The 24,152-nt window shown below is 55.1% G+C and carries 25 protein-coding genes; 11 read left to right on the top strand and 14 right to left on the bottom strand.

All coding sequences use genetic code 11. The features are described 5' to 3' along the window. Positions 1-50 precede the first annotated feature (50 nt). From ruvB to OC597_RS08245, 7 genes are all read right to left on the bottom strand, one after another. Positions 51-1,055 carry a Holliday junction branch migration DNA helicase RuvB gene (ruvB, locus tag OC597_RS08275; protein WP_099064267.1) on the bottom strand — a complete coding sequence of 335 codons (1,005 nt, stop codon included), beginning with the start codon at positions 1,053-1,055 and terminating at the stop codon, positions 51-53. 20 nt (positions 1,056-1,075) lie between these two features. Beyond that, positions 1,076-1,687, bottom strand: coding sequence for a Holliday junction branch migration protein RuvA (gene ruvA, locus OC597_RS08270; protein ID WP_261256524.1), 612 nt, complete (start codon positions 1,685-1,687; stop codon positions 1,076-1,078). 112 nt (positions 1,688-1,799) lie between these two features. Next, a complete protein-coding gene (gene ruvC, locus OC597_RS08265) occupies positions 1,800-2,321 on the bottom strand; it encodes a crossover junction endodeoxyribonuclease RuvC (RefSeq protein WP_112348395.1) in 522 nt (173 codons plus the stop codon). A gap of 73 nt (positions 2,322-2,394) precedes the next feature. Then, a complete protein-coding gene (locus OC597_RS08260) occupies positions 2,395-3,138 on the bottom strand; it encodes a YebC/PmpR family DNA-binding transcriptional regulator (RefSeq protein ID WP_174351989.1) in 744 nt (247 codons plus the stop codon). Between the two features lie 19 nt (positions 3,139-3,157). Further along, positions 3,158-3,604, bottom strand: a complete 447-nt coding sequence (nudB, locus tag OC597_RS08255) for a dihydroneopterin triphosphate diphosphatase (protein WP_262208334.1) — start codon at positions 3,602-3,604, stop codon at positions 3,158-3,160. Then, entirely contained in the window at positions 3,604-5,394 is a 1,791-nt protein-coding gene (gene aspS / locus OC597_RS08250) for an aspartate--tRNA ligase (protein ID WP_261284804.1), read from the bottom strand. Before aspS ends, nudB begins: the two co-directional genes overlap by 1 nt. A gap of 74 nt (positions 5,395-5,468) precedes the next feature. After that, positions 5,469-5,660 (bottom strand): FmdB family zinc ribbon protein, encoded by a 192-nt coding sequence (locus tag OC597_RS08245; protein ID WP_261256518.1) that lies wholly within the window; start codon positions 5,658-5,660, stop codon positions 5,469-5,471. A gap of 241 nt (positions 5,661-5,901) precedes the next feature. Here OC597_RS08245 and OC597_RS08240 point away from each other — a divergent pair, with 241 nt between their 5' ends. The 5 genes from OC597_RS08240 to cmoB all read left to right on the top strand — a co-directional run bounded on the left by OC597_RS08240 (position 5,902) and on the right by cmoB (position 9,683). Further along, positions 5,902-6,480: a hydrolase gene (locus OC597_RS08240; protein ID WP_261256517.1), complete on the top strand. Its 579-nt coding sequence runs from the start codon at positions 5,902-5,904 to the stop codon at positions 6,478-6,480. A gap of 74 nt (positions 6,481-6,554) precedes the next feature. Next, positions 6,555-7,370, top strand: a complete 816-nt coding sequence (locus OC597_RS08235; RefSeq protein WP_261462914.1) for a DUF72 domain-containing protein — start codon at positions 6,555-6,557, stop codon at positions 7,368-7,370. Between the two features lie 102 nt (positions 7,371-7,472). Beyond that, positions 7,473-7,868 (top strand): MAPEG family protein, encoded by a 396-nt coding sequence (locus OC597_RS08230; RefSeq protein ID WP_085117161.1) that lies wholly within the window; start codon positions 7,473-7,475, stop codon positions 7,866-7,868. Between the two features lie 103 nt (positions 7,869-7,971). Next, positions 7,972-8,715 carry a carboxy-S-adenosyl-L-methionine synthase CmoA gene (gene cmoA / locus OC597_RS08225; protein WP_262208333.1) on the top strand — a complete coding sequence of 248 codons (744 nt, stop codon included), beginning with the start codon at positions 7,972-7,974 and terminating at the stop codon, positions 8,713-8,715. Then, positions 8,712-9,683: a tRNA 5-methoxyuridine(34)/uridine 5-oxyacetic acid(34) synthase CmoB gene (gene cmoB / locus OC597_RS08220; protein WP_262208331.1), complete on the top strand. Its 972-nt coding sequence runs from the start codon at positions 8,712-8,714 to the stop codon at positions 9,681-9,683. The genes cmoA and cmoB overlap by 4 nt, the downstream gene beginning before the upstream one ends. 57 nt (positions 9,684-9,740) lie before the next feature. Here cmoB and OC597_RS08215 read toward each other — a convergent pair whose 3' ends face one another. Both OC597_RS08215 and cutC read right to left on the bottom strand, forming a co-directional pair. Then, positions 9,741-10,238, bottom strand: a complete 498-nt coding sequence (locus tag OC597_RS08215) for a hypothetical protein (RefSeq protein WP_262208330.1) — start codon at positions 10,236-10,238, stop codon at positions 9,741-9,743. A gap of 409 nt (positions 10,239-10,647) precedes the next feature. Beyond that, positions 10,648-11,406, bottom strand: a complete 759-nt coding sequence (gene cutC, locus OC597_RS08210; RefSeq protein ID WP_261256511.1) for a copper homeostasis protein CutC — start codon at positions 11,404-11,406, stop codon at positions 10,648-10,650. A 101-nt stretch (positions 11,407-11,507) separates the two neighbouring features. On the opposite strand from cutC, the gene OC597_RS08205 reads away from it, so the two are divergent. Further along, positions 11,508-12,659: a MalY/PatB family protein gene (locus tag OC597_RS08205; protein WP_262208328.1), complete on the top strand. Its 1,152-nt coding sequence runs from the start codon at positions 11,508-11,510 to the stop codon at positions 12,657-12,659. Here the strand turns inward: OC597_RS08205 and OC597_RS08200 are convergent. After that, positions 12,656-13,219 carry a VOC family protein gene (locus tag OC597_RS08200; RefSeq protein ID WP_261256507.1) on the bottom strand — a complete coding sequence of 188 codons (564 nt, stop codon included), beginning with the start codon at positions 13,217-13,219 and terminating at the stop codon, positions 12,656-12,658. The genes OC597_RS08205 and OC597_RS08200 overlap by 4 nt on opposite strands. 898 nt (positions 13,220-14,117) lie before the next feature. On the opposite strand from OC597_RS08200, the gene argS reads away from it, so the two are divergent. Continuing rightward, positions 14,118-15,848, top strand: coding sequence for an arginine--tRNA ligase (gene argS / locus OC597_RS08195; RefSeq protein ID WP_261256506.1), 1,731 nt, complete (start codon positions 14,118-14,120; stop codon positions 15,846-15,848). Between the two features lie 73 nt (positions 15,849-15,921). On the opposite strand, the gene murJ is transcribed toward argS, so the two are convergent. From murJ to rimJ, 4 genes are all read right to left on the bottom strand, one after another. After that, complete coding sequence (gene murJ, locus OC597_RS08190; protein WP_261256504.1) at positions 15,922-17,457, bottom strand: murein biosynthesis integral membrane protein MurJ; 1,536 nt, start codon at positions 17,455-17,457, stop codon at positions 15,922-15,924. 122 nt (positions 17,458-17,579) lie between these two features. Next, positions 17,580-18,500 carry a Gfo/Idh/MocA family protein gene (locus OC597_RS08185; protein WP_261284811.1) on the bottom strand — a complete coding sequence of 307 codons (921 nt, stop codon included), beginning with the start codon at positions 18,498-18,500 and terminating at the stop codon, positions 17,580-17,582. Beyond that, positions 18,493-19,137: a YceH family protein gene (locus OC597_RS08180; RefSeq protein WP_261256501.1), complete on the bottom strand. Its 645-nt coding sequence runs from the start codon at positions 19,135-19,137 to the stop codon at positions 18,493-18,495. Before OC597_RS08180 ends, OC597_RS08185 begins: the two co-directional genes overlap by 8 nt. Before the next feature lie 9 nt (positions 19,138-19,146). Continuing rightward, positions 19,147-19,731, bottom strand: a complete 585-nt coding sequence (gene rimJ, locus OC597_RS08175) for a ribosomal protein S5-alanine N-acetyltransferase (protein ID WP_085117187.1) — start codon at positions 19,729-19,731, stop codon at positions 19,147-19,149. 345 nt (positions 19,732-20,076) lie between these two features. Here rimJ and mdtH point away from each other — a divergent pair, with 345 nt between their 5' ends. The 4 genes from mdtH (at position 20,077) to OC597_RS08155 (ending at position 24,063) form a co-directional block, all read left to right on the top strand. Beyond that, a complete protein-coding gene (gene mdtH, locus OC597_RS08170) occupies positions 20,077-21,282 on the top strand; it encodes a multidrug efflux MFS transporter MdtH (protein ID WP_262208325.1) in 1,206 nt (401 codons plus the stop codon). 86 nt (positions 21,283-21,368) lie between these two features. After that, entirely contained in the window at positions 21,369-21,617 is a 249-nt protein-coding gene (locus OC597_RS08165; RefSeq protein WP_085117173.1) for a hypothetical protein, read from the top strand. Positions 21,618-21,745: 128 nt separating this feature from the next. After that, positions 21,746-22,393, top strand: coding sequence for a glutaredoxin 2 (grxB, locus tag OC597_RS08160; protein ID WP_261256499.1), 648 nt, complete (start codon positions 21,746-21,748; stop codon positions 22,391-22,393). Positions 22,394-22,422: 29 nt separating this feature from the next. Continuing rightward, positions 22,423-24,063, top strand: a complete 1,641-nt coding sequence (locus OC597_RS08155; protein ID WP_261284812.1) for an ABC1 kinase family protein — start codon at positions 22,423-22,425, stop codon at positions 24,061-24,063. Positions 24,064-24,152: the final 89 nt, after the last annotated feature.

Raw genomic sequence — 24,152 nt, 5'->3', positions numbered from 1 at the left:
AAAAAGGGCCGCAACGCGGCCCTTTTTTGATGCTGACGGTTATCCAATACTTACTCTTCGCGCACCATGCCAAAGTGCTTATAAGCATGATTGGTGGCCATACGTCCGCGCGGCGTGCGTTGGATAAAGCCTTGCTGGATCAGGAAGGGTTCGATAACGTCTTCGATAGTTTCCCGCTCCTCGCCAATCGCGGCCGCCAGGTTATCCAAACCCACCGGCCCACCGGTGAACTTGTCGATAATCGCCAGTAGCAGCTTGCGGTCCATGTAGTCGAAACCTTCGGCATCAACGTTCAGCATATCCAGTGCCTGCATCGCCACTTCACCATTGATCACCCCATTGGCACGGACTTCGGCAAAGTCACGCACCCGACGCAGTAAGCGGTTGGCAATACGCGGAGTCCCACGTGCGCGGCGAGCCACTTGATGGGCCCCCTCTTCCGACAGATCCAGTCCCAGGCAGTTGGCGCTGCGTGAAACAATGTGCTGCAAATCGGCGACCTGATAAAACTCCAGACGCTGCACAATGCCAAAGCGGTCACGCAGTGGCGAGGTCAGTGAGCCAGCGCGAGTGGTTGCGCCCACCAGCGTGAACGGCGGCAAATCGAGTTTGATCGAGCGTGCGGCCGGGCCTTCGCCGATCATGATATCCAGCTGATAATCTTCCATCGCCGGATACAGCACTTCTTCCACTACCGGAGAAAGGCGGTGAATTTCATCGATAAACAGGACGTCGTGGGGTTCGAGGTTGGTCAGCATCGCGGCCAGATCGCCCGCCTTTTCCAATACCGGCCCGGAAGTGGTGCGTAGATTAACGCCCATTTCATTGGCAACGATGTTGGCCAGCGTGGTTTTACCCAGCCCTGGCGGACCGAAGATCAGTAAATGGTCCAGCGCGTCGCCACGCTGTTTAGCCGCCTGAATAAAGATTTCCATCTGCTCGCGGACATGCGGCTGACCGACGTACTCTGTCAGCAGCTTCGGCCGGATGGCGCGATCAAGAAATTCTTCTTCATTGATCGGTTCGGCAGAAATCAGGCGATCGGCTTCAATCATTCTCTACCCCTTATTGACGCTTACAGCGCGGCGCGCAACGCGTCACGGATCAGGGTTTCGCAATCGGCACCCGGTTTGGCGATTTTGCTGACCATGCGGCTGGCTTCCTGCGGTTTGTAGCCCAGGGCCACCAGCGCAGAGGCCGCTTCGGCTTCCGCATCCACTTCAGCTGCTTGCGCTGCAGTAGGGAGCGTGATTTCACTGCTGTTGTTGAACAGATCGCCATTAAGCCCTTTAAAGCGGTCTTTCATTTCCACCACCAGGCGTTCAGCGGTTTTCTTGCCAACCCCAGGCAATTTCACCAGCGTGGTGATCTCTTCACGCTCTACCGCACTGACGAACTGTTGCGCCGACATGCCGGACAAAATAGCCAGCGCCAGCTTTGGCCCTACGCCGTTGACTTTGACCAACTCGCGGAACAATGCACGCTCTTGTTTATCATTAAAGCCGTACAGCAGTTGTGCATCTTCGCGCACCACAAATTGGGTAAACACGATAGCCTCTTGCCCCAGTTCCGGCAGCTCATAAAAGCAGGTCATCGGCATATGCACTTCATAGCCCACGCCGTTTGCCTCCAGTAATACCAGTGGCGGCTGCTTTTCCAGAATATATCCTCTGAGACGACCTATCATTTACCCTCCTGCAGAATTCATGAGCATGACCTGCTGCCATGCCGTGCTGGTAAAGCTTATAACATAAAAAAGGCTGGATGAATATCCAGCCTAAGTGATCACTGATTAAACCCTACTTTAAACGTCCCCGCGCCAGGTTCAACCGCCCTTCGCTCATCCGCAGCACGTTTTGGCTGAGATGGCAGTGGGTAATGGCGATGGCCAGAGCATCGGCGGCGTCAGCCTGGGGATTGGCCGACAGCTTAAGCAAGGATCGCACCATATGCTGCACCTGCGCCTTTTCCGCTGCGCCGGTACCGACCACCGTTTGCTTCACCTGGCGGGCCGCATATTCAAACACTTCCAGATCCTGGTTCACGGCAGCGACAATCGCCACGCCGCGCGCCTGCCCAAGTTTGAGCGCCGAATCCGGGTTCTTCGCCATAAACACCTGTTCGATGGCGAAAAAGTCCGGTTTAAACTGAGTGATGATTTCGCTAACGCCCGCATAAATCAGCTTCAAACGCGTCGGCATATCATCCACCACGGTGCGGATACAGCCGCTGGCAATATAGGTCAACTGGCGGCCCTGCTGGCGAATAAGGCCATAACCGGTGACGCGCGATCCGGGATCGATACCGAGAATGATCGTCATCCCTACACCCACCTTGCGTTAAGCATTAACTTCGCCAGGCGCTGCCACAAAGCAGCGCCGTACTTCAACCCGATTACAGCGTCGCTGCAACTTCGTCGGAGATCTCACCGTTGTGGTAAACCTCCTGCACATCGTCACAGTCTTCCAGCATGTCGATCAGGCGCAACAGCTTAGGCGCGGTTTCTTCATCCATATCGGCCTTGGTCGATGGGATCATGGAAACTTCTGCCGAGTCGGCGGTAAAACCGGCAGCGGTCAGCGCGTCTTTCACTTCGCCGAGGTTTTCCCAGGCGGTGAATACGTCGATCACACCGTCGTCGTAGCTGACGATATCTTCAGCACCGGCTTCCAGCGCCGCTTCCATCACCACGTCTTCATCCAGGCCCGGTGCGTAAGTGATTACGCCCTTCTTGGTGAACAGGTAAGCCACGGAACCGTCGGTGCCGAGGTTACCGCCGCACTTGGTGAAGGCATGACGCACTTCGGCCACGGTACGGTTGCGGTTGTCACTCAGGCATTCGATCATCACGGCAGTGCCGCCTGGACCGTAGCCTTCATAGATGATGGTTTCCATGTTGGAATCATCATCGCCGCCCACGCCGCGCGCAATGGCACGGTTCAGGGTGTCACGCGTCATGTTGTTGGACAGCGCTTTGTCGACCGCCGCACGCAGACGTGGGTTAGCCCCCGGGTCGCCACCGCCCAGTTTCGCGGCGGTCACCAGCTCGCGAATAATTTTGGTGAAAATTTTACCGCGCTTGGAATCCTGCGCTGCTTTACGGTGCTTTGTGTTGGCCCACTTACTATGACCTGCCATAAAAAATCTCCGAAAAAAATTACTGGACTGAATTAATCACAAACTCTTCAATCGCTTGCTGGTTGCTCCAGGACTTGGTCAACTTCACGGCTTGTGCCGCCTCAAGCCACTGGTAGGCATGATGCTCGGTAATCACCGGATCGCGCTCTTCAGGCAAAGCCAGACAGAACCAGTGCTCTTTATTGCGCGTGGTTCCCGGCGCATAGCGATGTCGCAAATGGACAAAGAGTTCAAACTCCACACAGCGCTGGCAATCGAACAACGGCAGATTCTCTGCTTCGATATCGATGCCGACTTCTTCCATGACCTCACGCCGTGCGGCATGCGGCGGCAACTCATCCTCTTCCAGGCTGCCGGTCACCGACTGCCAGAATTCGGTATCATCGCGCCGCTGTAACATCAGCACCCGGCCACTGGAGATGGCATAAATCACTACCAGAATTGACTCGGGTCGCTTGTAGTTCATTACACGTTCTCTAACTTTGAATCGTCGGCCGCTTTCTTCACCACACAAATCCCCAGCTCCTGCAACGACGCCGGGTTGGCGAAGCTTGGCGCTTCGGTCATCAGACAGGCCGCAGCGGTAGTTTTCGGGAAGGCGATGACGTCACGAATGTTGTCGGTGCCGGTCAGCAGCATCACCAGACGGTCCAGGCCGAAAGCCAGGCCGGCGTGCGGTGGCGTACCGTACTTCAAGGCGTCCAACAGGAAGCCAAACTTCTCGCGCTGTTCGTGTTCGTTAATCCCGAGGATGCTGAACACCGTTTGCTGCATTTCGCTGCGGTGAATACGCACCGAACCGCCACCCACTTCGTAGCCGTTGATGACCATATCGTAAGCGTTGGCAATAGCGGTGGTTGGCGCAGTTTTCAGCTCTTCCGGGCTCATGTCGCGCGGGGCGGTAAACGGATGGTGCATCGCCGCCAGGCCGCCTTCGCCGTCTTCTTCGAACATTGGGAAATCGACCACCCACAGCGGTGCCCAGCTGTCGAGTTTGGTCAGTTGCAAATCACGACCCAGCTTCAGACGCAGCGCGCCCATCGCATCGGTCACAATCTTGAAGCTGTCGGCACCGAAGAACAGAATGTCGCCGGACTGCGCATTGGTGCGCGCCAGGATCGCTTCCAGCACTTCCGCGCTGAGGAATTTGGCGATCGGGCTCTGTACGCCTTCCATGCCGGCGGCACGGTCATTGACCTTCAGCCAGGCCAGACCTTTGGCGCCATAGATGTTAACAAAAGCACCGTACTCGTCGATCAGCTTACGCGTCAGCTGTGCGCCGCCCGGAACGCAGATCGCGGCAACGCGGCCTTTGGCATCGTTAGCCGGGCCAGAGAACACTTTAAACTCCACGTCTTTCACCAGATCGGCAACGTCCACCAGTTCCAGCGGGTTACGCAGATCAGGTTTGTCTGAGCCGTAACGACGCATGGCTTCTTCGAAGGTCATGATCGGGAAGTTGCCCAGATCCACCTTCTTCACGTCCAGCCACAGTTCACGCGCCAGTTTCTCCATCACTTCACGTACCTGTTCAGCGGTCATGAAGGAGGTTTCCACGTCGATCTGGGTAAATTCAGGCTGACGGTCAGCACGCAAATCTTCGTCACGGAAGCATTTGACGATTTGGTAGTAACGATCGAAACCGGACATCATCAGCAACTGCTTGAACAGCTGTGGTGACTGCGGCAACGCGTAGAATTTGCCTTTATGTACGCGGCTCGGTACCAGGTAGTCACGAGCGCCTTCAGGCGTGGCTTTGGTCAGCATCGGCGTTTCGATGTCGAGGAAGCCATGACTGTCCATAAAGCGACGCACGAAGCTGGTGATCTTGGCGCGGGTTTTCAGGCGGTCGGCCATTTCAGGGCGACGCAGATCCAGGTAGCGATATTTCAGGCGCGCTTCTTCGCTGTTGACCTGGTTGGAGTCCAGCGGCAATGGCTCGGAGCGGTTGATGATCTCCAGAGCATGGGCGAACACTTCCACTTCGCCAGTCGCCATATCTTTATTGATCTGGCTGTCCGGACGGGCACGCACGGTGCCGACGATCTGGATGCAGAATTCATTGCGCAGGTCGTATGCCTTATCGAACGCGACCTTCTGGTCCGGATCGAAGAACACCTGCACGATGCCTTCGCGGTCGCGCATATCAATAAAGATCAGGCCGCCCAGATCGCGACGACGGTTGACCCAACCACACAAAGTGACTTCCTGGCCCACGTGAGACAGATTCAACTGCCCGCAATATTCAGTACGCATACGCTATCCTTTTGGCTTAAGCCGATGCCGCGCGGGCTTTTGGCACCTGCCACACGGCTGTTTTCTGATGAACTCTATTTATTACCCGGTTTGGTGTCTGATGCATACCAACCGGTGCCCTTTAACTGGAAACCGGTGGACGAAATCAGCTTGGTTAACGCGGGCTGCCCACACGCCGGACAATCCGTCAGCGGCGCATCGGAAAATTTTTGCAGTTTCTCTAATCGAAGGCTGCAAGCACCACATGCATATTCATAAATCGGCATAGGTCATTAGAGTAAAGTGTGTTGAAAAAAGGCGATCATTATAAAGGAAATTCATGCGCCAGATAAGTGCGAACACAGCTTTGTTGCAGCACTAAATGACCTGTTTTTGTCCGAAATAACACATTGCTTAACAAATTTCTCATTAACCCGTGACGCTTTTTTCACGTAGCCTGAATCCACGCTTGTTTAGCGCGTCACATCTGCTGTGCGTATTTCATCCACCTGGTCACGAGATATCCCTATGTTAAAACTTGATGTTCAAACCACCGCCCTGGTATTGATTGATTTGCAAAACGGTATTCTGCCTTACGCCGGCGGGCCTCACAGCGCCGAGAGCGTGGTGGCCAATGGAGCGCAACTGGCGGCACACTTCCGCTCGCTGGGTGCGCCGGTGATCCTGGTGCGCGTTGGTTGGTCAGAGACCTTTGCCGAAGCATTGAAACAACCGGTGGATCAACCCTCCCCAGCCCCTGCCGGTGGGTTGCCAGCCAACTGGTGGGAATTCCCTGAATCGCTGGCGGTTAACGACAGTGACATTCTGGTGACCAAACGCCAATGGGGCGCATTTTACGGCACCGATCTTGACCTGCAACTGCGTCGTCGCGGCATTAAATCCGTCGTGCTGGGGGGGATTGCCACCAACATTGGCGTAGAGTCCACCGCTCGTGCTGCCTGGGAGCATGGCTACGAGTTGGTGATCGCCGAAGATCTGTGCAGCGCATTCAACGCTGAAATGCACCAGTTCGCCTTCAACAACATCTTCCCGCGTCTGGCCCGCGTTCGCAGCACCCGCGAAATTCTTGCCGCCCTCAGCAAGTAAGGTTAAGTTGTCGAGGCGCGGCATACTGCGCCCGCCTTTGACTGACAGGGAAAATTAAGGAAGATGCCAGCTTGATGTATATCGGACTCCCACAGTGGCAACACCCGGCCTGGAACCGTATCGGGCTGCGCGATCTGGCGGATTACAGCCGCTATTTTAACTGCGTGGAAGGCAATACCACCTTCTACGCGTTACCTAAACTGGAGATCGTTCAGCGCTGGCGCGACATGACCACCGATGATTTTCGCTTCTGTTTCAAATTCCCCGCCACCATCAGCCATAAGGCTGCGCTACGCAACTGCGACGCCGATCTACAGGCGTTCTACCACTGTCTAAGTCCGGTGCATCAGCGCATCGGCCAGCTTTGGCTGCAACTGCCTGCCGCGTTTGGCCCGGCGGAATTACCGGCAATGTGGCAATTCCTTGATGCCTTGCCGAAAGAGTTCACCTACGGGGTGGAAGTCCGTCATCCGGCGTTCTTTGGCAAAGGAGAAGAAGAACGGCTGTTGAATCAGGGATTACATCAGCGCGGCATCAACCGGGTGATCCTCGACAGTCGCCCGGTGCATAACGCCATCCCCAACAGTGCGGCAGTCCGTGATGCTCAGCAGAAAAAGCCCAAGCTGCCGGTGCATGCGCTAGTCACTGCCAACAATCCACTGGTGCGTTTTATCGGTGGTGATGTGTTGCAAGATAACCTGCGCTGGTTCGACGTTTGGCAACAGAAACTGCCTGCCTGGCAATCACAGCATCAGCCTTTCTTGTTTATCCATACGCCGGATAACGGCGATTCCCCCCAGCAGGCACAGAAAATCTGGCAGCAACTGCATCAGGCTATTCCGAATTTACCGCCCCCGCCAGACTGGCCCGAGCAGGATGCACTGTTTTGACCTATTAATCTGACCAATAACATCAGATTTTTCCTCGCGACAGTGAATGCAATGGCAGCTATGATGCTGGCTGCCAGTTTTGGTTAGGGAATGGAGTTAAAAATGGTAAGCGCGCTTTATGTAGTGCTCGGCGCATTGTTGTTAATCAAACTCTCTTATGACGTGGTTAGGCTAAGGATGCAATACCGTGTCGCTTACGGAGACGGCGGCTTTTATGAGCTACAGACCGCCATCCGCGTTCACGGCAATGCCGTAGAATATATTCCTATCGCCGCCGTTTTGCTGGTGATCATGGAAATGAACGGTGCTGAAGTATGGATGATCCATATTTGTGGTCTGATGTTGATGGCCGGCCGTCTGGTGCATTACTACGGTTTACGTAATCGAGAGGTTCGCTGGCGTCGCTCAGGTATGGCAGCCACCTACATTTCATTGGTACTGATGGTTCTGGCCAATATTTTCTATCTGCCGTGGGATCTTATTTTCAGCCTTCATTAATCCCCTGCTCGTCCTCAGGCGGTTACGCCGCCTGCTTCCGCTGCTCTTTCTTGCCATTTTCTGTTAGCATATGCGCCTTCGAATTCTGAACTGATTTGCCGCCATGCCAAACCGCGATACTCTTTTTTCTGCCCCAATCGCCAAACTGGGCGACTGGACCTTCGACGAACGCGTCGCTGAAGTGTTCCCTGACATGATCCAGCGTTCCGTTCCCGGCTATTCCAATATCATTTCGATGATTGGCATGCTGGCCGAATGTTTCGTTCAGCCCGACAGCCAGGTCTATGACCTCGGGTGTTCACTGGGCGCAGCAACGCTGTCGATGCGAAGGAATATCAAGGTGGCCGGGTGCAACATCATTGCCGTAGACAATTCCCCGGCGATGGTGGAACGCTGCCGCCGCCATATTGACGCCTTCCGCGCCGACACCCCGGTAGAAGTGATCGAGGCCGATATCCTCGATATCAACATCGAAAACGCCTCCATGGTGGTGCTTAACTTCACCCTGCAATTCCTGGAACCCGCCGATCGTCTGCGCTTGCTGGAGCAAGTTTACCGCGGACTGCGCCCGGGCGGCGCGCTGGTGTTGTCGGAGAAATTCAGCTTTGAAGATACCGACGTCGGTGAGCTGCTGTTCAACATGCATCACGATTTCAAACGCGCCAACGGCTACAGCGAACTGGAAATCAGCCAGAAGCGCAGCATGCTGGAAAACGTCATGCTGACCGACTCCGTAGCCGCCCATAAGGCCCGTCTGAAACAGGCCGGTTTTGAGCATGCGGAAGTCTGGTTCCAGTGCTTTAACTTCGGTTCACTGATTGCCCTGAAATCGGGAGCCGCAGCATGATTGAGTTCGGTGATTTTTATCAGCGTATCGCGAAAGGCAACCTCAGCCACTGGCTGGATACTCTGCCCGCGCAGCTCAGCGCCTGGCAGCGCGAATCGCTGCACGGCAAGTTCAAACAGTGGTTTAACTCGGTTGAACACCTGCCGGCCCTGACGCCGACCCGCCTCGACCTGTTGGACGGCGTGCGTGCCGAAATGGATCCACCGCTGTCACCGGGCCAGTTGGAAGGTATCGAAAAAATGCTGCGCACCATGATGCCGTGGCGTAAAGGGCCGTTCTCTCTGTACGGCATCGATATCGACACTGAATGGCATTCCGACTGGAAATGGGATCGCGTTTTACCGCATATTTCACCTCTGGCCGGCCGTACTATTCTCGATGTCGGCTGCGGCAGCGGCTATCACCTGTGGCGCATGCTTGGCGCGGGTGCGCAGTTGGCGGTGGGCATCGACCCGATGCAGCTGTTCCTGTGTCAGTTCGAAGCGGTGCGTAAACTGCTGGGCGGCGATCAGCGCGCTCACCTGTTGCCACTCGGCATTGAACAACTGCCTGAACTGGCTGCCTTCGATACGGTATTTTCGATGGGCGTGCTGTATCACCGTCGCTCGCCGCTGGATCATCTGTACCAATTGAAAAACCAGTTGGTTAACGAAGGCGAATTGGTGTTGGAAACCCTGGTGATAGAAGGCGACCGCAATCAGGTCCTGGTGCCAGGCGACCGCTATGCACAAATGCGTAACGTCTACTTTATTCCGTCTGCCGAAGCGCTGAAATGCTGGCTGGAGAAGTGCGGGTTCATCGACGTGAAGATTGCCGACATGTGTGTGACCAGCACCGAAGAGCAGCGCCGCACCGACTGGATGACCAGTGAGTCACTGGCCGAGTTCCTCGATCCCAACGACTCAAGCAAAACCATCGAAGGCTACCCCGCGCCGTTACGTGCCGTACTGGTGGCGAAAAAGCCTTAAATCGAAATAAAATCAACGCCATCCCCCCTATGTTCGTGGGAGATGGCGTGATTCGTATTATTTTCGCAAAGCCTCCAGCAAATCTTTTTCCAGCACGCCGCTGGATTTGCATGCAAAAGGTTTTACCTTGTCATTGCCATCCGGCGTTGTCAGTTCCGCCACACCGTTAACCTGTACCATCACATGACTCCCTTCCCCGGCAGAATAAACCTGTATCAGAATTCGGTACTCCTCAGTCAGATTTGTGGGCGTTGCTTGATCGGTACAATCCAGATAGAGCTGTGCCAACTCGACATCGCTGCCTGCGACCCCGACAACACCCAAATGCGGATCCGTCAGAGTCGGGGTTATCCCTTTTGCATCAAGCGCAGCAACTACCCGGTCAAACAGTTCGTCGGGCTTCCTATTGCCGATTAAAGTGGTATTGACGGTCTCAGAGACGCTGGGCTCAGCGGAAGAGTTTCCTTCCACTGGCTGATTCCCCGTTTTTGTCGGCCCATAGACAGACACGCAGCCCGTCAACATCAGCATCGTAATAACCGTGAGTAATCTCATCGTTCACCTGTAATACAACGTTGCACAGGCCGTTAAACTGCAAACCAGATAGATAATAATCAAATAACGCATGCTGCTCTCCTTAGCGGTAATAGGCTGCAACACAGCCGGATAAGGGAAGGCAGGCCACCAGCAGGCAAATAAAATAGAATTTCATGACTCCTCCATAACGACGCAGATCCCTTTGATTAAGGCGGCCATTCAGCATGGCCTGTCGCACAGGGTACTGCGCCAGGTATAAGGCGGTCACACAAAGCTGTTTGTGCCAGCGCTGACAGAATGACATCAACATCCCAGATCAACATGGCATTGATTTATAGGCATAAAAAAGCCCCGGCGATTTGCCGGGGCCAGGTATTTTCGACCGTTCAAAGGGGCTTTTAGCCCGGAAAGGGTTTGGCCATCTGCGTTAGGCGCTTTGCGCCAGCGGATCAACCAGCGCCAGCGAGTTTTTCATCGCCTCAACCATTTCACCATCCACGCAATAATGGCTAAATTCGTCAAACTCACTGTCGGAACACATGGTCACGCCGGCCTTTCGATAGCGCATGGTCGAAGGCACCGCATGACCGGATGAGCTGTGCAGTTCCCGAATGCCGATATCGACAAACTTATGCAGATTGCTCAGCCGTACACCGGCTCCCGCCATAATTACCGGCCCCTCACTGGCCTGCAGCAGGTCACGCAACAAGGGTAAACCCAACTCTGCGTTTTGCTGTTGGCCCGAGGTCAGTATCCGCGCTACGCCCAACTGAGTCAGTTGCTCGAGCGCGACCATCGGGTTCTGACACATATCAAACGCGCGATGAAAGGTCACCGCCATATTGCCACTCAAGCGCATCACTTCGCGCATACGCGGCAGATCGATATGCCCCTCTTCATCCAGCATACCAACTACCACACCGGCAAAACCCATGTCGCGGATTTGTGCAATATCATGCTTGATTACGTCGAAATCCACCGCGCCGTAGCAAAAATCCCCGCCGCGTGGACGAACAATAGGATGCACCGGCACGCTGACCCTGTCGCGGGCCAGGCGTAATGAGCCGTAGCTGGGTGTCAAACCGCCCTCACTCGGGCTGGCACATAATTCTATGCGATCGGCACCTGCCCGCTCAGCCGTCAGCGCGCAATCGACGCTATAGCAGCAAACTTCCAGTTTAATCATTGTCACCCCCAGATGACGGCTAACCTGCGACGGCAATTGTTAATTTTTCAATTTATCTCGTAGGCTGATACAGAGGTATTAACCTATACAGGGTAGTAACTATGGCATTCAATTTTGATCAATGGGTAGACCGTAGTCACAGTGACAGCGTTAAGTGGGATAAATATCGTGACCGCGACATTATTCCACTCTGGGTCGCCGATACCGACTTCCCGTCACCGCCAGCTATCATCGCCGCATTACAGCAACGCATAGCGCATGCGGTGTTCGGCTACAGCCATCCTTCCCCTGAGCTTATTGAGGTTTTTACCCACCGCATGCTAGAACGCTACGGCTGGCGTATCAACCCCGAGTGGCTGATTTTCCTGCCAGGGATGGTTTGCGGTCTTAATTTATGCGTGCGCGCCTTTACCGCCGAAGGTGAAGGCACCCTGGCACCGTCACCGATTTATCCCCCATTTCGCAAAGCGGCAAAATTCGCCGGGCGCTCGCAGCTGTCGGTGCCGTTGAGATTGCAAGACCATCGCTGGCTGTTGGATTTCAGCGCCATCGCCGGGCAGCTCAATGGCAAAGAGAAATTACTGTTGCTGTGCAATCCGCAAAACCCGGGCGGCACCGTCTACCGCAGGCAGGAGTTATTGCAGCAACACGCGTTTGCCCAGGCCCATGAGTTGATTGTCTGTTCGGATGAAATTCATTGCGACCTGTTGCTTGAGCCTGGCGGCCAACATATCCCCTTTGCTACCTTGAATGATGACGCTGCCCAGCGCAGCATCACGCTGATGTCACCGTCGAAAACCTTCAACATTGCCGGGTTGGGCGCCTCGATGGCGATTATTCCCAACCCCGAGTTACGGCAAAAGCTGGTCCGTGCGCGCAGTGGCATCGTGCCAGAAGTGGATGTGCTGGCACTGGTTGCCGCACAGGCCGCCTACCAGCATGGACAAGACTGGTTGGACGCACTGTTGATTTATCTGCGCGCCAACCGGGATCTGGTGACCGAGCGTATTAATGCCATGCCCGGTCTGCTGCTGCAGCCCATCGAAGCGACCTATCTGGCCTGGATCGACTGCAGCCAACTGGCGGTCGATAACCCACACGCCTTCTTTGAGCAGGCCGGTGTCGGCCTAAGTCCGGGGCTGGATTTTGGCAACCGGCATTTTGTCCGCTTAAATTTCGGTTGTCGGCGCGAATTGTTGCTCCAGGCGTTGGATCGCATGATGCTGGCCACCCAGGCGCTGATGCCCATTTAGGCTTGTTCGCTGGCGACAATCTCCCGGATCGAATAAGGATGAAATTTAATGGTTACCGTACCATCGGTAATTGCCAGGGTTGGGTTCGGCAAACGTTCGCCCTCCCCCTGTGGCGAGCTCTGTTTCAATTTGATCCCGGGTGCCAGCAGCGCTTCATCAGGCAAATGACTCAACGCCCGTGCATACAAGGTGGCCGGTTCGCCGCTCAGCACCAGTTCCACATGTTCCCAACCCTCGTGTGGATAGCGTTTGTCTCCGGGATAAGGCAACTCCACGCAGTCGATCAGCCAGGGTCCAACCGCGAGCGGTTGCCGGAGATCAAACAAACAAATCGGACGACCATTGATCATCGACTCTGACAACAGTGAGCCACACTGCTGCAGCCCCTGCCGCCAGCGATCGGCCGTGGTGTTTTGGTGGCAGCGTACCGAGATATGATCGGCCGTAAACTGGGACAAATCCAGATGCAGTTTCTCGGCAAACCGACTCAGTGCCAGTTCAAAGCGTGGCAGGTCCAGCGCTAAATCGTTCAGTTCGGCAATCGCCGGGAAGGTAGTCATAGGATCCTCGCAACTACGGAAAGCGGTTTTCAGGGGGTGTAATTTACACGGCTGAGGCGTAGCTATCCACCCGGCTGGCACGGCAAGTTGCCATTTTGGAGGCCAAATTTCCGCGAAAGAATAAATCTGCCTTTCATTTGTCATGAAAAGCACAAAAGAATAACCCCCCCATTTTTATTACACCCCAACTTAACCTTTCTCAATTATTAATTCATGAAAATAGTTGCAGTATAAGTTTATAGCTTTTTCTTCTGACAAAAAATTCCGGGAGCATTACTAGCTTATTAAGTAAGGTAATTCACGCCATAGGATACTTAAAAAATCTTAAGAAATAGTTAACCCATGAGCAAGAAAAATGGGCGAAGGTTTAAACAAATTTTACAACACATTGTTTAAAAAGAATTTTATAAAAAACAACACCTGAGAATCTTCCTAAACATAAGCTGTGTAATTGCTTGGAAATATCAATTGAGCTACTTTAGTGAAAATTGAGTTAGAGAGAATCACTTATGTTCCTTTTAATAGTTTCTTTGCTATTAGTAATCATTGCCGCCTATGCAATATATCGCCACTTTAAATCACGCCGCAATAACACGCTGGATGCCGGCCGTCGAAAGAAAAAGCACTAGCCTCGCTAGCTTCCATTTTGTCTCATTGATGTTTTTCTCGAATGCCCCCTCTCTCTGCCATCTGCAATTTTCACTCATTGCAGGCAATCATTAATGAACCCCGACTTTCACCTAATCCGCCCACGCCAACTGCTGACGTAACCCATCAGATCGGTTACAATTACAGGCTGTTTTGTGGTAGGCCGCCGTCTTGACGCGCAGCCAGAAAACCACCTTTGAATCCCGCAGGGGCAGGCACACGGCCCCTCGTTCGTCATTAAGGTAACCCGGTGAATATTCAGGTTCTTCTTTCAGATAAAGTCAGCCAGGCGCTGATCGCCGCAGGCGCACCCGCCGATTGCGAAGCCCAGGTCCGTCAATCCGCAAAAGCGCAGTTTGGCGACTATCAGGCCAATGGCGTGATGTCCGTTGCCAAGAAACTCGGCATGCCACCGCGCCAATTGGCGGAAAAAGTGGTACAGCTGCTTGATCTCGGCGACGTCGCCAGCAAAGTGGAAATCGCCGGCCCCGGCTTTATCAATATCTTCCTGAACAGCTCATGGGTCGCACAGCAAGCCGATCGCGTGCTGAGCGCACCCAAACTGGATATTACCCCGGTTAAGCAGCAGACCATCGTTATTGACTACTCAGCCCCTAACGTGGCGAAAGAAATGCACGTTGGGCACCTGCGTTCCACCATCATCGGTGACGCCGCCGCGCGTACCCAGGAGTTCCTGGGCCATAAAGTGATCCGCGCCAACCACGTCGGTGACTGGGGCACCCAGTTCGGCATGCTGATCGCCTATCTGGAAAAAATGCAGAACGAAAGCGCCAGCAATATGGAGCTGTCCGACCTGGAACAGTTCTATCGTGAAGCGAAGAAGCACTACGATGAAGACGCTGATTTTGCCGAACGCGCTCGCGCCTATGTGGTGAAGCTGCAAGGCGGCGATCAATACTGCCTGAAGATGTGGCGCAAGCTGGTCGACATCACCATGGCGCAGAATCAGCTGACCTATAACCGTCTGAACGTCACCCTGACCGAAGACGACGTGATGGGTGAAAGCCTGTATAACGCGATGCTGCCGGGCATCGTCGCCGATCTCAAGGCCAAGGGCCTGGCGGTGGAAAGCGAAGGCGCTACCGTGGTCTTCCTCGACGAATACAAGAACAAAGACGGCGAGCCTATGGGCGTCATCATCCAGAAAAAGGACGGCGGCTACCTGTACACCACCACCGATATCGCCTGTGCCAAATACCGTTATGAAACGCTGGGCGCCGATCGCGTACTGTATTACATCGATTCGCGCCAACACCAACACCTGATGCAGGCCTGGACCATCGTGCGCAAAGCCGGTTATATCCCGGACACTCTGTCGCTGGAACACCACATGTTCGGCATGATGCTGGGCAAAGACGGCAAACCGTTCAAAACTCGCTCAGGCGGCACGGTGAAACTGTCCGATCTGCTGGACGAAGCCGTGGATCGCGCCGGTAAACTGATCGCCGAGAAAAACCCGGACATGCCGGCAGAAGAAATGCAAAGCCTGGCCAATGCCGTTGGTATCGGTGCGGTTAAATACGCCGACCTGTCGAAAAGCCGCACTACCGATTACATCTTCGACTGGGACAACATGCTGGCATTTGAGGGCAATACCGCACCTTATATGCAGTATGCCTATACCCGCGTGGCCTCCGTATTCAAGCGCGCAGGGATTGACGAAAGCAATCTGACCCTGCCGCTGGTAATGACCGAAGAGCGTGAAATCACCCTGGCGACCCGTCTGCTGCAGTTTGAAGAAGTGATCACCACCGTGGCGCGCGAAGGCACTCCGCACGTAATGTGTAGCTACCTGTACGACCTCGCGGGCCTGTTCTCCGGCTTCTACGAGCACTGCCAGATCCTGAATGCGGATAGCGAAGAAGCCCGTCAGAGCCGCCTGAAGCTGGCGCTGCTGACCGCCAAAACGCTGAAAGCCGGCCTGGATACGCTGGGTATCGAAACCGTAGAACGTATGTAAGCCATCAAGGCTGAATACGAAAAAGGGTCGCCACGGCGACCCTTTTTACTGCTTTGGCGACAGCAATACCCGCTTACGCCACCCGACGGGCAAAGTCGCGTGGTCGGAAGCCCAACCCGCCCAACACGCCAAAATAAGCCACCACGCCGCTAACCACCACCAGTGCCAGACGCAGCAAACGCTCCAGCATGTTGCCCTGATCCCAGGCCGGCATCAGCCACATTATACCGACCAGCACCACCGACATCACGATCACCGCGATCACCAGCTTGGTCAGGAACATCGCCCAACCCGGCTGCGGGTGGAAAATCTTCTGCTTACGCAACTGCCAGTAAAGCAGTGAGGCGTTAATACAGGCCCCGAGACCGATCGACAGCGAAAGCCCGGCATGTTTCAACGGCCCGATAAACATCAGGTTCATCACCTGGGTCAAAATCAACGTGATAATGGCAATTTTAACCGGCGTTTTGATGTCCTGGCGCGAATAGAACCCTGGCGCCAGCACCTTGACCACGATCAACCCCATCAGCCCGACCGAATAGGCCACCAGCGCTCGCTGAGTCATGGCGGCATCAAAGGCGCTGAATTTACCGTATTGGAACAGTGAAACGGTTAACGGCTTGGCCAAAATACCCAGGGCAATCGCACTCGGCAGCGCCAGCAAGAAGCACAGGCGCAGACCCCAATCCATCAGGCGTGAATACTCGTCGTGGTTACCACTGGAGAAACTTTTCGCCAACGAAGGCAACAGAATAGTGCCCAACGCCACGCCCAACACGCCGGAAGGAAACTCCATCAGACGGTCGGCATAATACATCCAGGAAACCGAACCTGAGACCAGGAACGAGGCGAAAATGGTATTGATAATCAGTGAAATCTGGCTAACCGAAACGCCAAAAATTGCCGGTCCCATCTGACGCATCACGCGCCATACGCCGGCATCGCCAAGCTTGACTCGCGGCAGCACCAGCATGCCGATCTTCTTCAGGTGTGGAAGCTGGTAACCCAGCTGCAGTACCCCACCAACCACCACCGCCCAGGCCAGCGCCATCACCGGTGGATTGAAGTAAGGGGCGGCAAACAGCGCAAAACCGATCATGCTGACGTTCAACAACGTCGGCGCAAACGCCGGGATCGAAAAACGGTTCCAGGTATTGAGGATCGAGCCGACCAGCGAGGCCAGTGAAATCAGCAAAATATAGGGGAAGGTGACACGCAGCAGTGACGACGTCAGAGCAAACTTGTCCGGTGAATCAACAAAACCCGGAGCCGTAATGTAGATAACCCAGGGGGCGGCCAACATGCCCAACACCGTCACCAGCGCCAATATCAGCGTCAGCAGACCGGAGACGTAGGAGATGAAAGTCCGCGTCGCCTCTTCGCCCTGCTGGCTTTTATATTCAGCCAGGATCGGCACAAATGCCTGCGAGAATGCCCCCTCGGCAAAAATACGCCGCAGCAGATTGGGCAGCTTGAACGCCACGAAGAAGGCATCTGTTGCCATACCGGCGCCAAATACCCGCGCCACGATCGCGTCACGGGCAAAGCCCAGCACCCGCGAAAACATCGTCATAGAGCTGACGGCGGCCAATGATTTTAGTAGGTTCATGTGGTTTTTCTGATATGCCCTGTAAATGTCGACGCCTGCATCAGCAGGCGTCAGTAAAACTATCGGCTAAGTTTACCCGTCCTCGGCAGAATAGCTACTGCCATATGTTACATGGGGTTACCTTATAAACCGGCATCACGCAGCAGCTTTTCGATCACCCTTTGAGCGGAAATTGCCTGCTCTCCGGCGGTTTCCGGCACCGTCTGATTGCTGACAGCGGCGATGAAATGGCGGATCGCGCCGTCAAAACCGCGCTGTGTCAACGTGGTTTGCCAGCCTGGCGCCGGTTGCTCCAGTACGCCTTGCGAATCTTCCCGCAACCACTGACGCATATCGTTCAACTGATAGACCGCCCCCTCGGTTACTGCCTGCACGCTTTCACGCTGACTGCCGGCCCGGCGATGCATACTGGTGGTGACCAGCGTTTCACCGCACGCAAAATGATGCTCGGCATAGATCAACTCACCGGCATCCGTAGCTCGCAGGCTACCACTGAGCAATGTCCCCGCGTCGCCACCCAGCCACAGCGCGGTATCCACCACGTGCAGATAATCGTCCAACAGGGTAAAACGCAGGCCGTTTGGCCCGACGCTGTCGGCGCGATGTTTGTCCATGCGAATCGACGCCGGTTGCTGAATCCGTTGCTTTAACTGACGATACAGTGGCGCAAAACGACGGTTAAACCCCACCATCAGCGTTTTTCCCTGTTTTTCCGCCAGCGCGATCAACTGTTCGCCCTGCTCTACCGTCTCCGCCAGTGGCTTGTCGACATAAACGTGGACACCCAGGCGTAGCAACTCCTCGATCACCTGAAAATGGCTGGCGGTGCTGCTGTGCACAAATACCGCATCGCACTGCTGTGCCAGGCTGTCCAGCCGTGAAAAACAGGCCATGCGATAGCTGTCGCAAACCGGCTGTGCCTTTTGCTGATTAGGCGAAAAGCCGCCGACCAGCGTCCAGTCCGCCGCCTGGCTGAGGATCGGTAAATAGGCTTTTTGCGCAATGCCACCCAGGCCAACCACGCCAATGCGTAATTTACTCATCCGTCCCCCGAGCCAATAGCGCCTGCAGTTGTTGCTTGAGCTGTGCCACTTCGTTTTCCAGTGCGCTCACTCGATCGTTCAATTCGGCGTCATTGGCTGGCAGTGCTTCTGCCGGTGCCTCGTCAATTTGGCCACTGAACAAATGCATAAATCGGCTTTCGCGCTTGCCTGGCTCCCGCGCCAGCCGCACCACAAAGGGCCCATCCTCTCGAGCACTCAGATTCGCCAGCACCTGCTCTACCTCGGTGACATCATTAAACTCATGCATGCGATTGGTGCGGGTACGCAGTTCACCGGGCGTTTGCGCGCCACGCAGCAGCAAGGTGGCAATCACAGCCAACTCGGCAGCAGACAGCTTTAGCTGGCCAAACTCCGAATTGCAGAACCGGTGCTCATACTTGACCACCCGATTGCCGAAGCCGCTCAAGGTGCGTAGAAAATGCTTCTTCAGCAGCAGGTCGAGGATCTGCTGAACTTCGCTTTCCGTCAGCTCCATCACCGGCTCGCGGTTGGTTTTCTGGTTGCAGGCAAGCTGAATACCATTGAGGGAAAGGGGGTACTGGTCCGGAGTCGTGACCTGTTTTTCCAGCAGGCAGCCAATCACCCTGGCTTCTTTAGCGCTTAATTCATATTTCATTATTTGGCCTTAGCGTGGCGGTAGCCATTCTTTATTTGTTAATGCCGTCAGTACGTGATCCTGCCACTGCCCGTCGATCAGCAGATAGTCCTTGGCATAACCTTCACGTTCAAATCCCAGGCGGGTCAGCAATGCGCCGCTGCGCTGATTGTGCGGCATATAGTTGGCCATAATGCGGTGCATTCGCTGCTGACGCACCATATAACGGATAGCGGACTGCAAGGCTTCATACATCAACCCTTGCCCCTGCCATTTTTCGGCCAGCGAATAGCCGAGGAAACAGGCATGGAACGAACCGCGCAGCACGTTGCTGAAGTTGGCCACGCCCTGCACTTCATGTTCTTCCGGATCGAGCAGGATAAAGTAATAGGCGCTGCCCTGCTTTTGCATTTCGGTGATCATCCCCAGCCGCGCCTGCCAGCCGGAAGGATAACAATGGCTTTCATCCCGTACCGGCTCCCAGGGCTTGAGGAAGGCGCGGTTTTCGGCATAGTATTCGGCCAGCCGATAGGCATCGCGTTCATGGACTAAACGGACAACCAGTCGGTCGGTGGTGAGGCGTACTTTTGGTGATGCAGAGCGATAGCCAAACATCATTTCCCCCGCGGTCAGAACGGTTCGATAAGAAGTATTTATTGGGCGCACGTCCGGATATTCATCCTGCGACGAACCTATCCTGGGCCATTATTTCTCAAACACCGGCGCAGAACCGCACTTACCCTCATTTAATATAACCGCAGCCTGCCCCACAGGTAAAACTCCGGCCGCTCAGTAAATAAGCGATTAGTCATTTTACGGCTATTTTCGTGCTGTTTTGCTGTTCAGCCAACATATTGACGATAAAAAAATATTATCTACCTTGCCCCTATCGGCAACCCCGGATTGGGTACAAACTAGACCAGTCGCACTCCTCCCCCCTTTAATTGCTCGTGGTGAAGCATGTCTCTGGTATCGCAAGCTCGGAGCTTGGGTAAATATTTTTTATTACTCGATAACCTGTTAGTGGTTTTAGGCTTTTTTGTGGTCTTTCCGCTTATTTCGATTCGCTTTGTCGATCAGCTTGGCTGGGCGGCGGTGGTGGTCGGTGCCGCACTGGGTTTGCGGCAATTGATCCAGCAAGGATTGGGCATCTTCGGCGGGGCGATAGCCGACCGGTTCGGCGCTAAACCGATGATTGTCACCGGTATGCTGATGCGTGCGGCTGGTTTCGCCACCATGGCCATGGCCGATCAGCCCTGGCTACTGTGGTTCTCCTGTGCCCTTTCTGCTCTCGGCGGCACGCTGTTTGATCCACCTCGCACCGCCCTGGTGATTAAGCTTACCCGTCCACATGAGCGCGGCCGTTTCTATTCTCTGTTGATGATGCAGGACAGCGCCGGCGCGGTGATTGGCGCTCTGATCGGCAGTTGGCTGCTGCAATATGATTTCCACTTTGTCTGTTGGGTCGGTGCGGGTATTTTCGTGCTGGCGGCGGGCTGGAACGCCTGGCTGCTGCCGGCCTACCGTATTTCTACCGTTCGCACCCCAATGAAAGAAGGCATGATGCGCGTCTTGCACGATCGGCGTTTCCTGACCTATGTATTGACCCTGACCGGCTACTACATGCTGTCGGTGCAGGTGATGCTGATGCTGCCGATCGTGGTTAATGAAATCGCCGGTTCACCCGCGGCAGTAAAGTGGATGTATGCCATTGAGGCCGCGCTGTCGCTGTCATTGCTCTACCCGTTGGCACGCTGGAGTGAAAAACGTTTCCGACTGGAACAGCGGTTAATGGCGGGCCTGCTGCTGATGACCCTTAGCCTGATGCCGGTTGGGCTGGCGACCAGCCTGCAGAGCGTCTTCACCCTGATTTGCTGTTTCTATCTCGGCTCGATCATCGCCGAACCGGCCCGTGAAACCCTCAGCGCCTCCCTGGCCGATCCGCGCGCGCGCGGCAGTTATATGGGATTCAGCCGCCTGGGCCTGGCATTGGGCGGCGCGCTGGGTTATACCGGCGGCGGCTGGATGTACGACACCGGCCATGCGATGAACATGCCGGAACTGCCGTGGATCCTGCTCGGTATCGTGGGCTTTATTACCCTGTTCGCACTTTATTGGCAGTTCAATCCGCGCAGTAGCGCACCGGCAATTGCTCCCGGGGGTTAAGGTTTTTCTCTAAGTTGCCAGAAAATCAGCCGAATTTCCCATAGCTGCTATCCTGATAGTAAAAACATAAACAGGAGAAGTTGGCGATGACTGATGAATCAAAATTACCGCAGCTGCTGGAACACATGGTACTGAACCTGCGGATGCTCTACGCACGCTCAACGTTGGTAGAAAAAGCGCTGGCCCATATCATCGCTGGGAATGCCGACCTGAAGAGTGACATCATCAAACAGTTGCAGATCGTTAACGCCACCAACGAGCGGGATAAAATCGATCTGGAAGAGGCGCGTATGCACCTGATAGAAGTGATCAATTCCGTACCAACCAAAAAATAACCTCTGCTTTGTCCCGCGCAGATGCGCGGGTAATACAACGATAACGCACCTTCCAGCAAGAACTCTTCGCGACAGCCTCAGTATGCTGTGATAACTATTGCTGTTAAAACCTGACAACCGGAGCAAGCATGAAACTGTTTATCTACGATCATTGCCCATTCTGCGTTAAAGCCCGCATGATTTTTGGCCTGAAAAACCTGCCCGTCCGCCTGGTCACCCTGCTCAGCGATGATGAGGCAACGCCGGTCAGCATGATTGGCAAGAAAATGGCGCCTATCTTGCAAAAAGACGACGGCAGCTACCTGCCGGAAAGCATGGATATCGTGCATTACATCGATAACCTCGACGGCAAACCGCTGCTGACCGGTAAAACCAACCCGGCAATAGCCGACTGGCTGCATCGGGTCGGGAGCTACAGCCTCAACTTGCTGCTGCCGCGCTTCGCCAACGCCGACTTCGAGGAGTTCGCCACCGACAGCGCTCGCCAGTATTTTACCGACAAGAAACAAGCTTCGATCGGTGACTTTTCCGCGCACCTGGCCGACAGCGCCGATCTGATTGCCCAACTGGAGACCGATCTTCAAACGCTTTCCGGGCTGATGGTTTCCCCTGAAGCCGTCAATGGCAACCTGTCGGAGGACGATATTCACCTGTTCCCCCTGCTGCGTTCACTGTCGATCGTCGCCGGGCTGACGCTGCCGGATAACGTTGAAGCCTATCGTAACCGTATGGCGCAGCGCAGTGATATTCCGCTGCTGTTCGATATGGAACAGTGATCTCCTCGCAATAAGGATATAGCGCGCAAATGTTGAAAATGGTGCTGGTCACCGCCCGCGATCGGGCGCGGCTGAAAGAAATCTCCGCAGTGCTAATCCGCTACGGATTGCAGGATGTGATCCGCCTGCTGGGCCTGGGTACCCTGCTAAGCGGCGGTGAAGGCGGCAGTGAGTCGCAAGATAGCCAAACCTTACCGCAACGCCTGCGCGCTGCGCTGGAAGCGCTGGGGCCGACCTTTGTCAAATTCGGCCAGATCCTGGCGACCCGCTCCGACCTGCTAGACCCCAGCTGGACCGACGAACTGGACCGCCTGCACAGCCAGGCGTCTACCTTGTCCTGGAGCGAATTGGCACCGCAGATCACCGCAGATTTAGGTGCCTCACCACACAGCCTGTTTGCCGAGTTTGATGAAACACCCCTGGCCGCCGCATCGATGGCTCAGATTTACCGTGCCCGACTGCACAGCGGTGAGGCGGTGGTGATCAAAGTATTACGCCCCGGCCTGGCGAAAACCATTCACGCCGATTTGCGCCTGCTGGCCTATCTGGCAGAAACCGTGGAGCAGCAAAGTCCAGCACTGGCCCGCTATCGGCCACGGCAGATGGTGCGAGCGCTGGCGACTGCGCTTAATCACGAGCTGGACCTGACCCACGAAGGCAATAACTGTGAACGGGTAGCCCAGCAATTTGCTCAACAGCCCGACGTAGTGATCCCGAAAATCTATTGGCAATGGTCGTCAAAACGTCTGCTGGTGCAGGAATATCTGCCCGGCATCGCGCCGGAAAACCCACAGCAATTGGCCACCGCTGGCTTTGATGGCCCGCTTCTCGCCCAGCGCGGCGCCCAGGCCTTTATGAAAATGGTACTGGAACACCGTCTTTATCACGCCGACCCACACCCAGGTAACGTGATGGCCTTGTCAGATAATCGCGTCGGCTTTATCGATTTCGGCATGGTGGGCCAGCTCTCCGAGCGGCGACGCAATCAGTTGCTGCTGTTGTTGCAGTCTATCGCTGAACGGGAATCCGGCGGCATCGTCAATACCCTGATCGCCTGGTCGGACAGCGATCCTTTGGATCTGCTGGATCTGGAATTGGCGGCACAAAACTTTCTCGACAAGCAGGCCTCCGCCACCTTAACCCTGGGCAAGGCACTGACCGATCTTCTGGTGATGGCACGTGAACATCAGTTAGCGCTGCCGCCGGATCTGGTCTTGCTGTTCAAGGCGTTAATCACCGCAGATGGCGTGTTACACCGGCTGGATCCCAACTTCGATATCATCGCCACCCTGAAACCGATGCTGCAACAGGTCATGCTACAGCGTTACACCCCTGAAGCGGTGCGTCGGCGTATGTTGGCGCTGGGCGGTGAAGCGCTGGACGCAGGTGAAGAACTTCCGCAAACTCTCCGCCTGCTCATGCGCCGCCTTAAACGCGGGCAAATCAGCGCCGATATCAACCTCAAGAACCTCGATCAGTTAAGCAAAGCGCTGGAACGGGCCGCCGTCACCCTGGCCATTGCCATTGTCACCGCCGCCTTCACGCTGGGCCTGGCGCCCTACCTGATGCAATCCTCGGTACGGTTGTGGGGCATTCCGCTGTTTCCGGCACTGGGTGCGCTAGCCTGTCTGGGTGGCGTATTGCTGCTGGCACTGCGGTTACGGCGCTGAACAGTTTCAGCGTTATCCGATAGGTCATAGCGGGTTTCACGCGCACTATCTGTGTTATCCGCCGGATATCCGGATTTATTTAGCCGCCG

Source organism: Serratia proteamaculans, assembly GCF_946227095.1.
GTDB classification, from domain to species: Bacteria; Pseudomonadota; Gammaproteobacteria; order Enterobacterales; family Enterobacteriaceae; genus Serratia; species Serratia proteamaculans_E.
The sequence above is the reverse complement of the archived record's forward strand: the minus strand, read 5'-3'. Positions and strand labels throughout refer to the sequence as shown.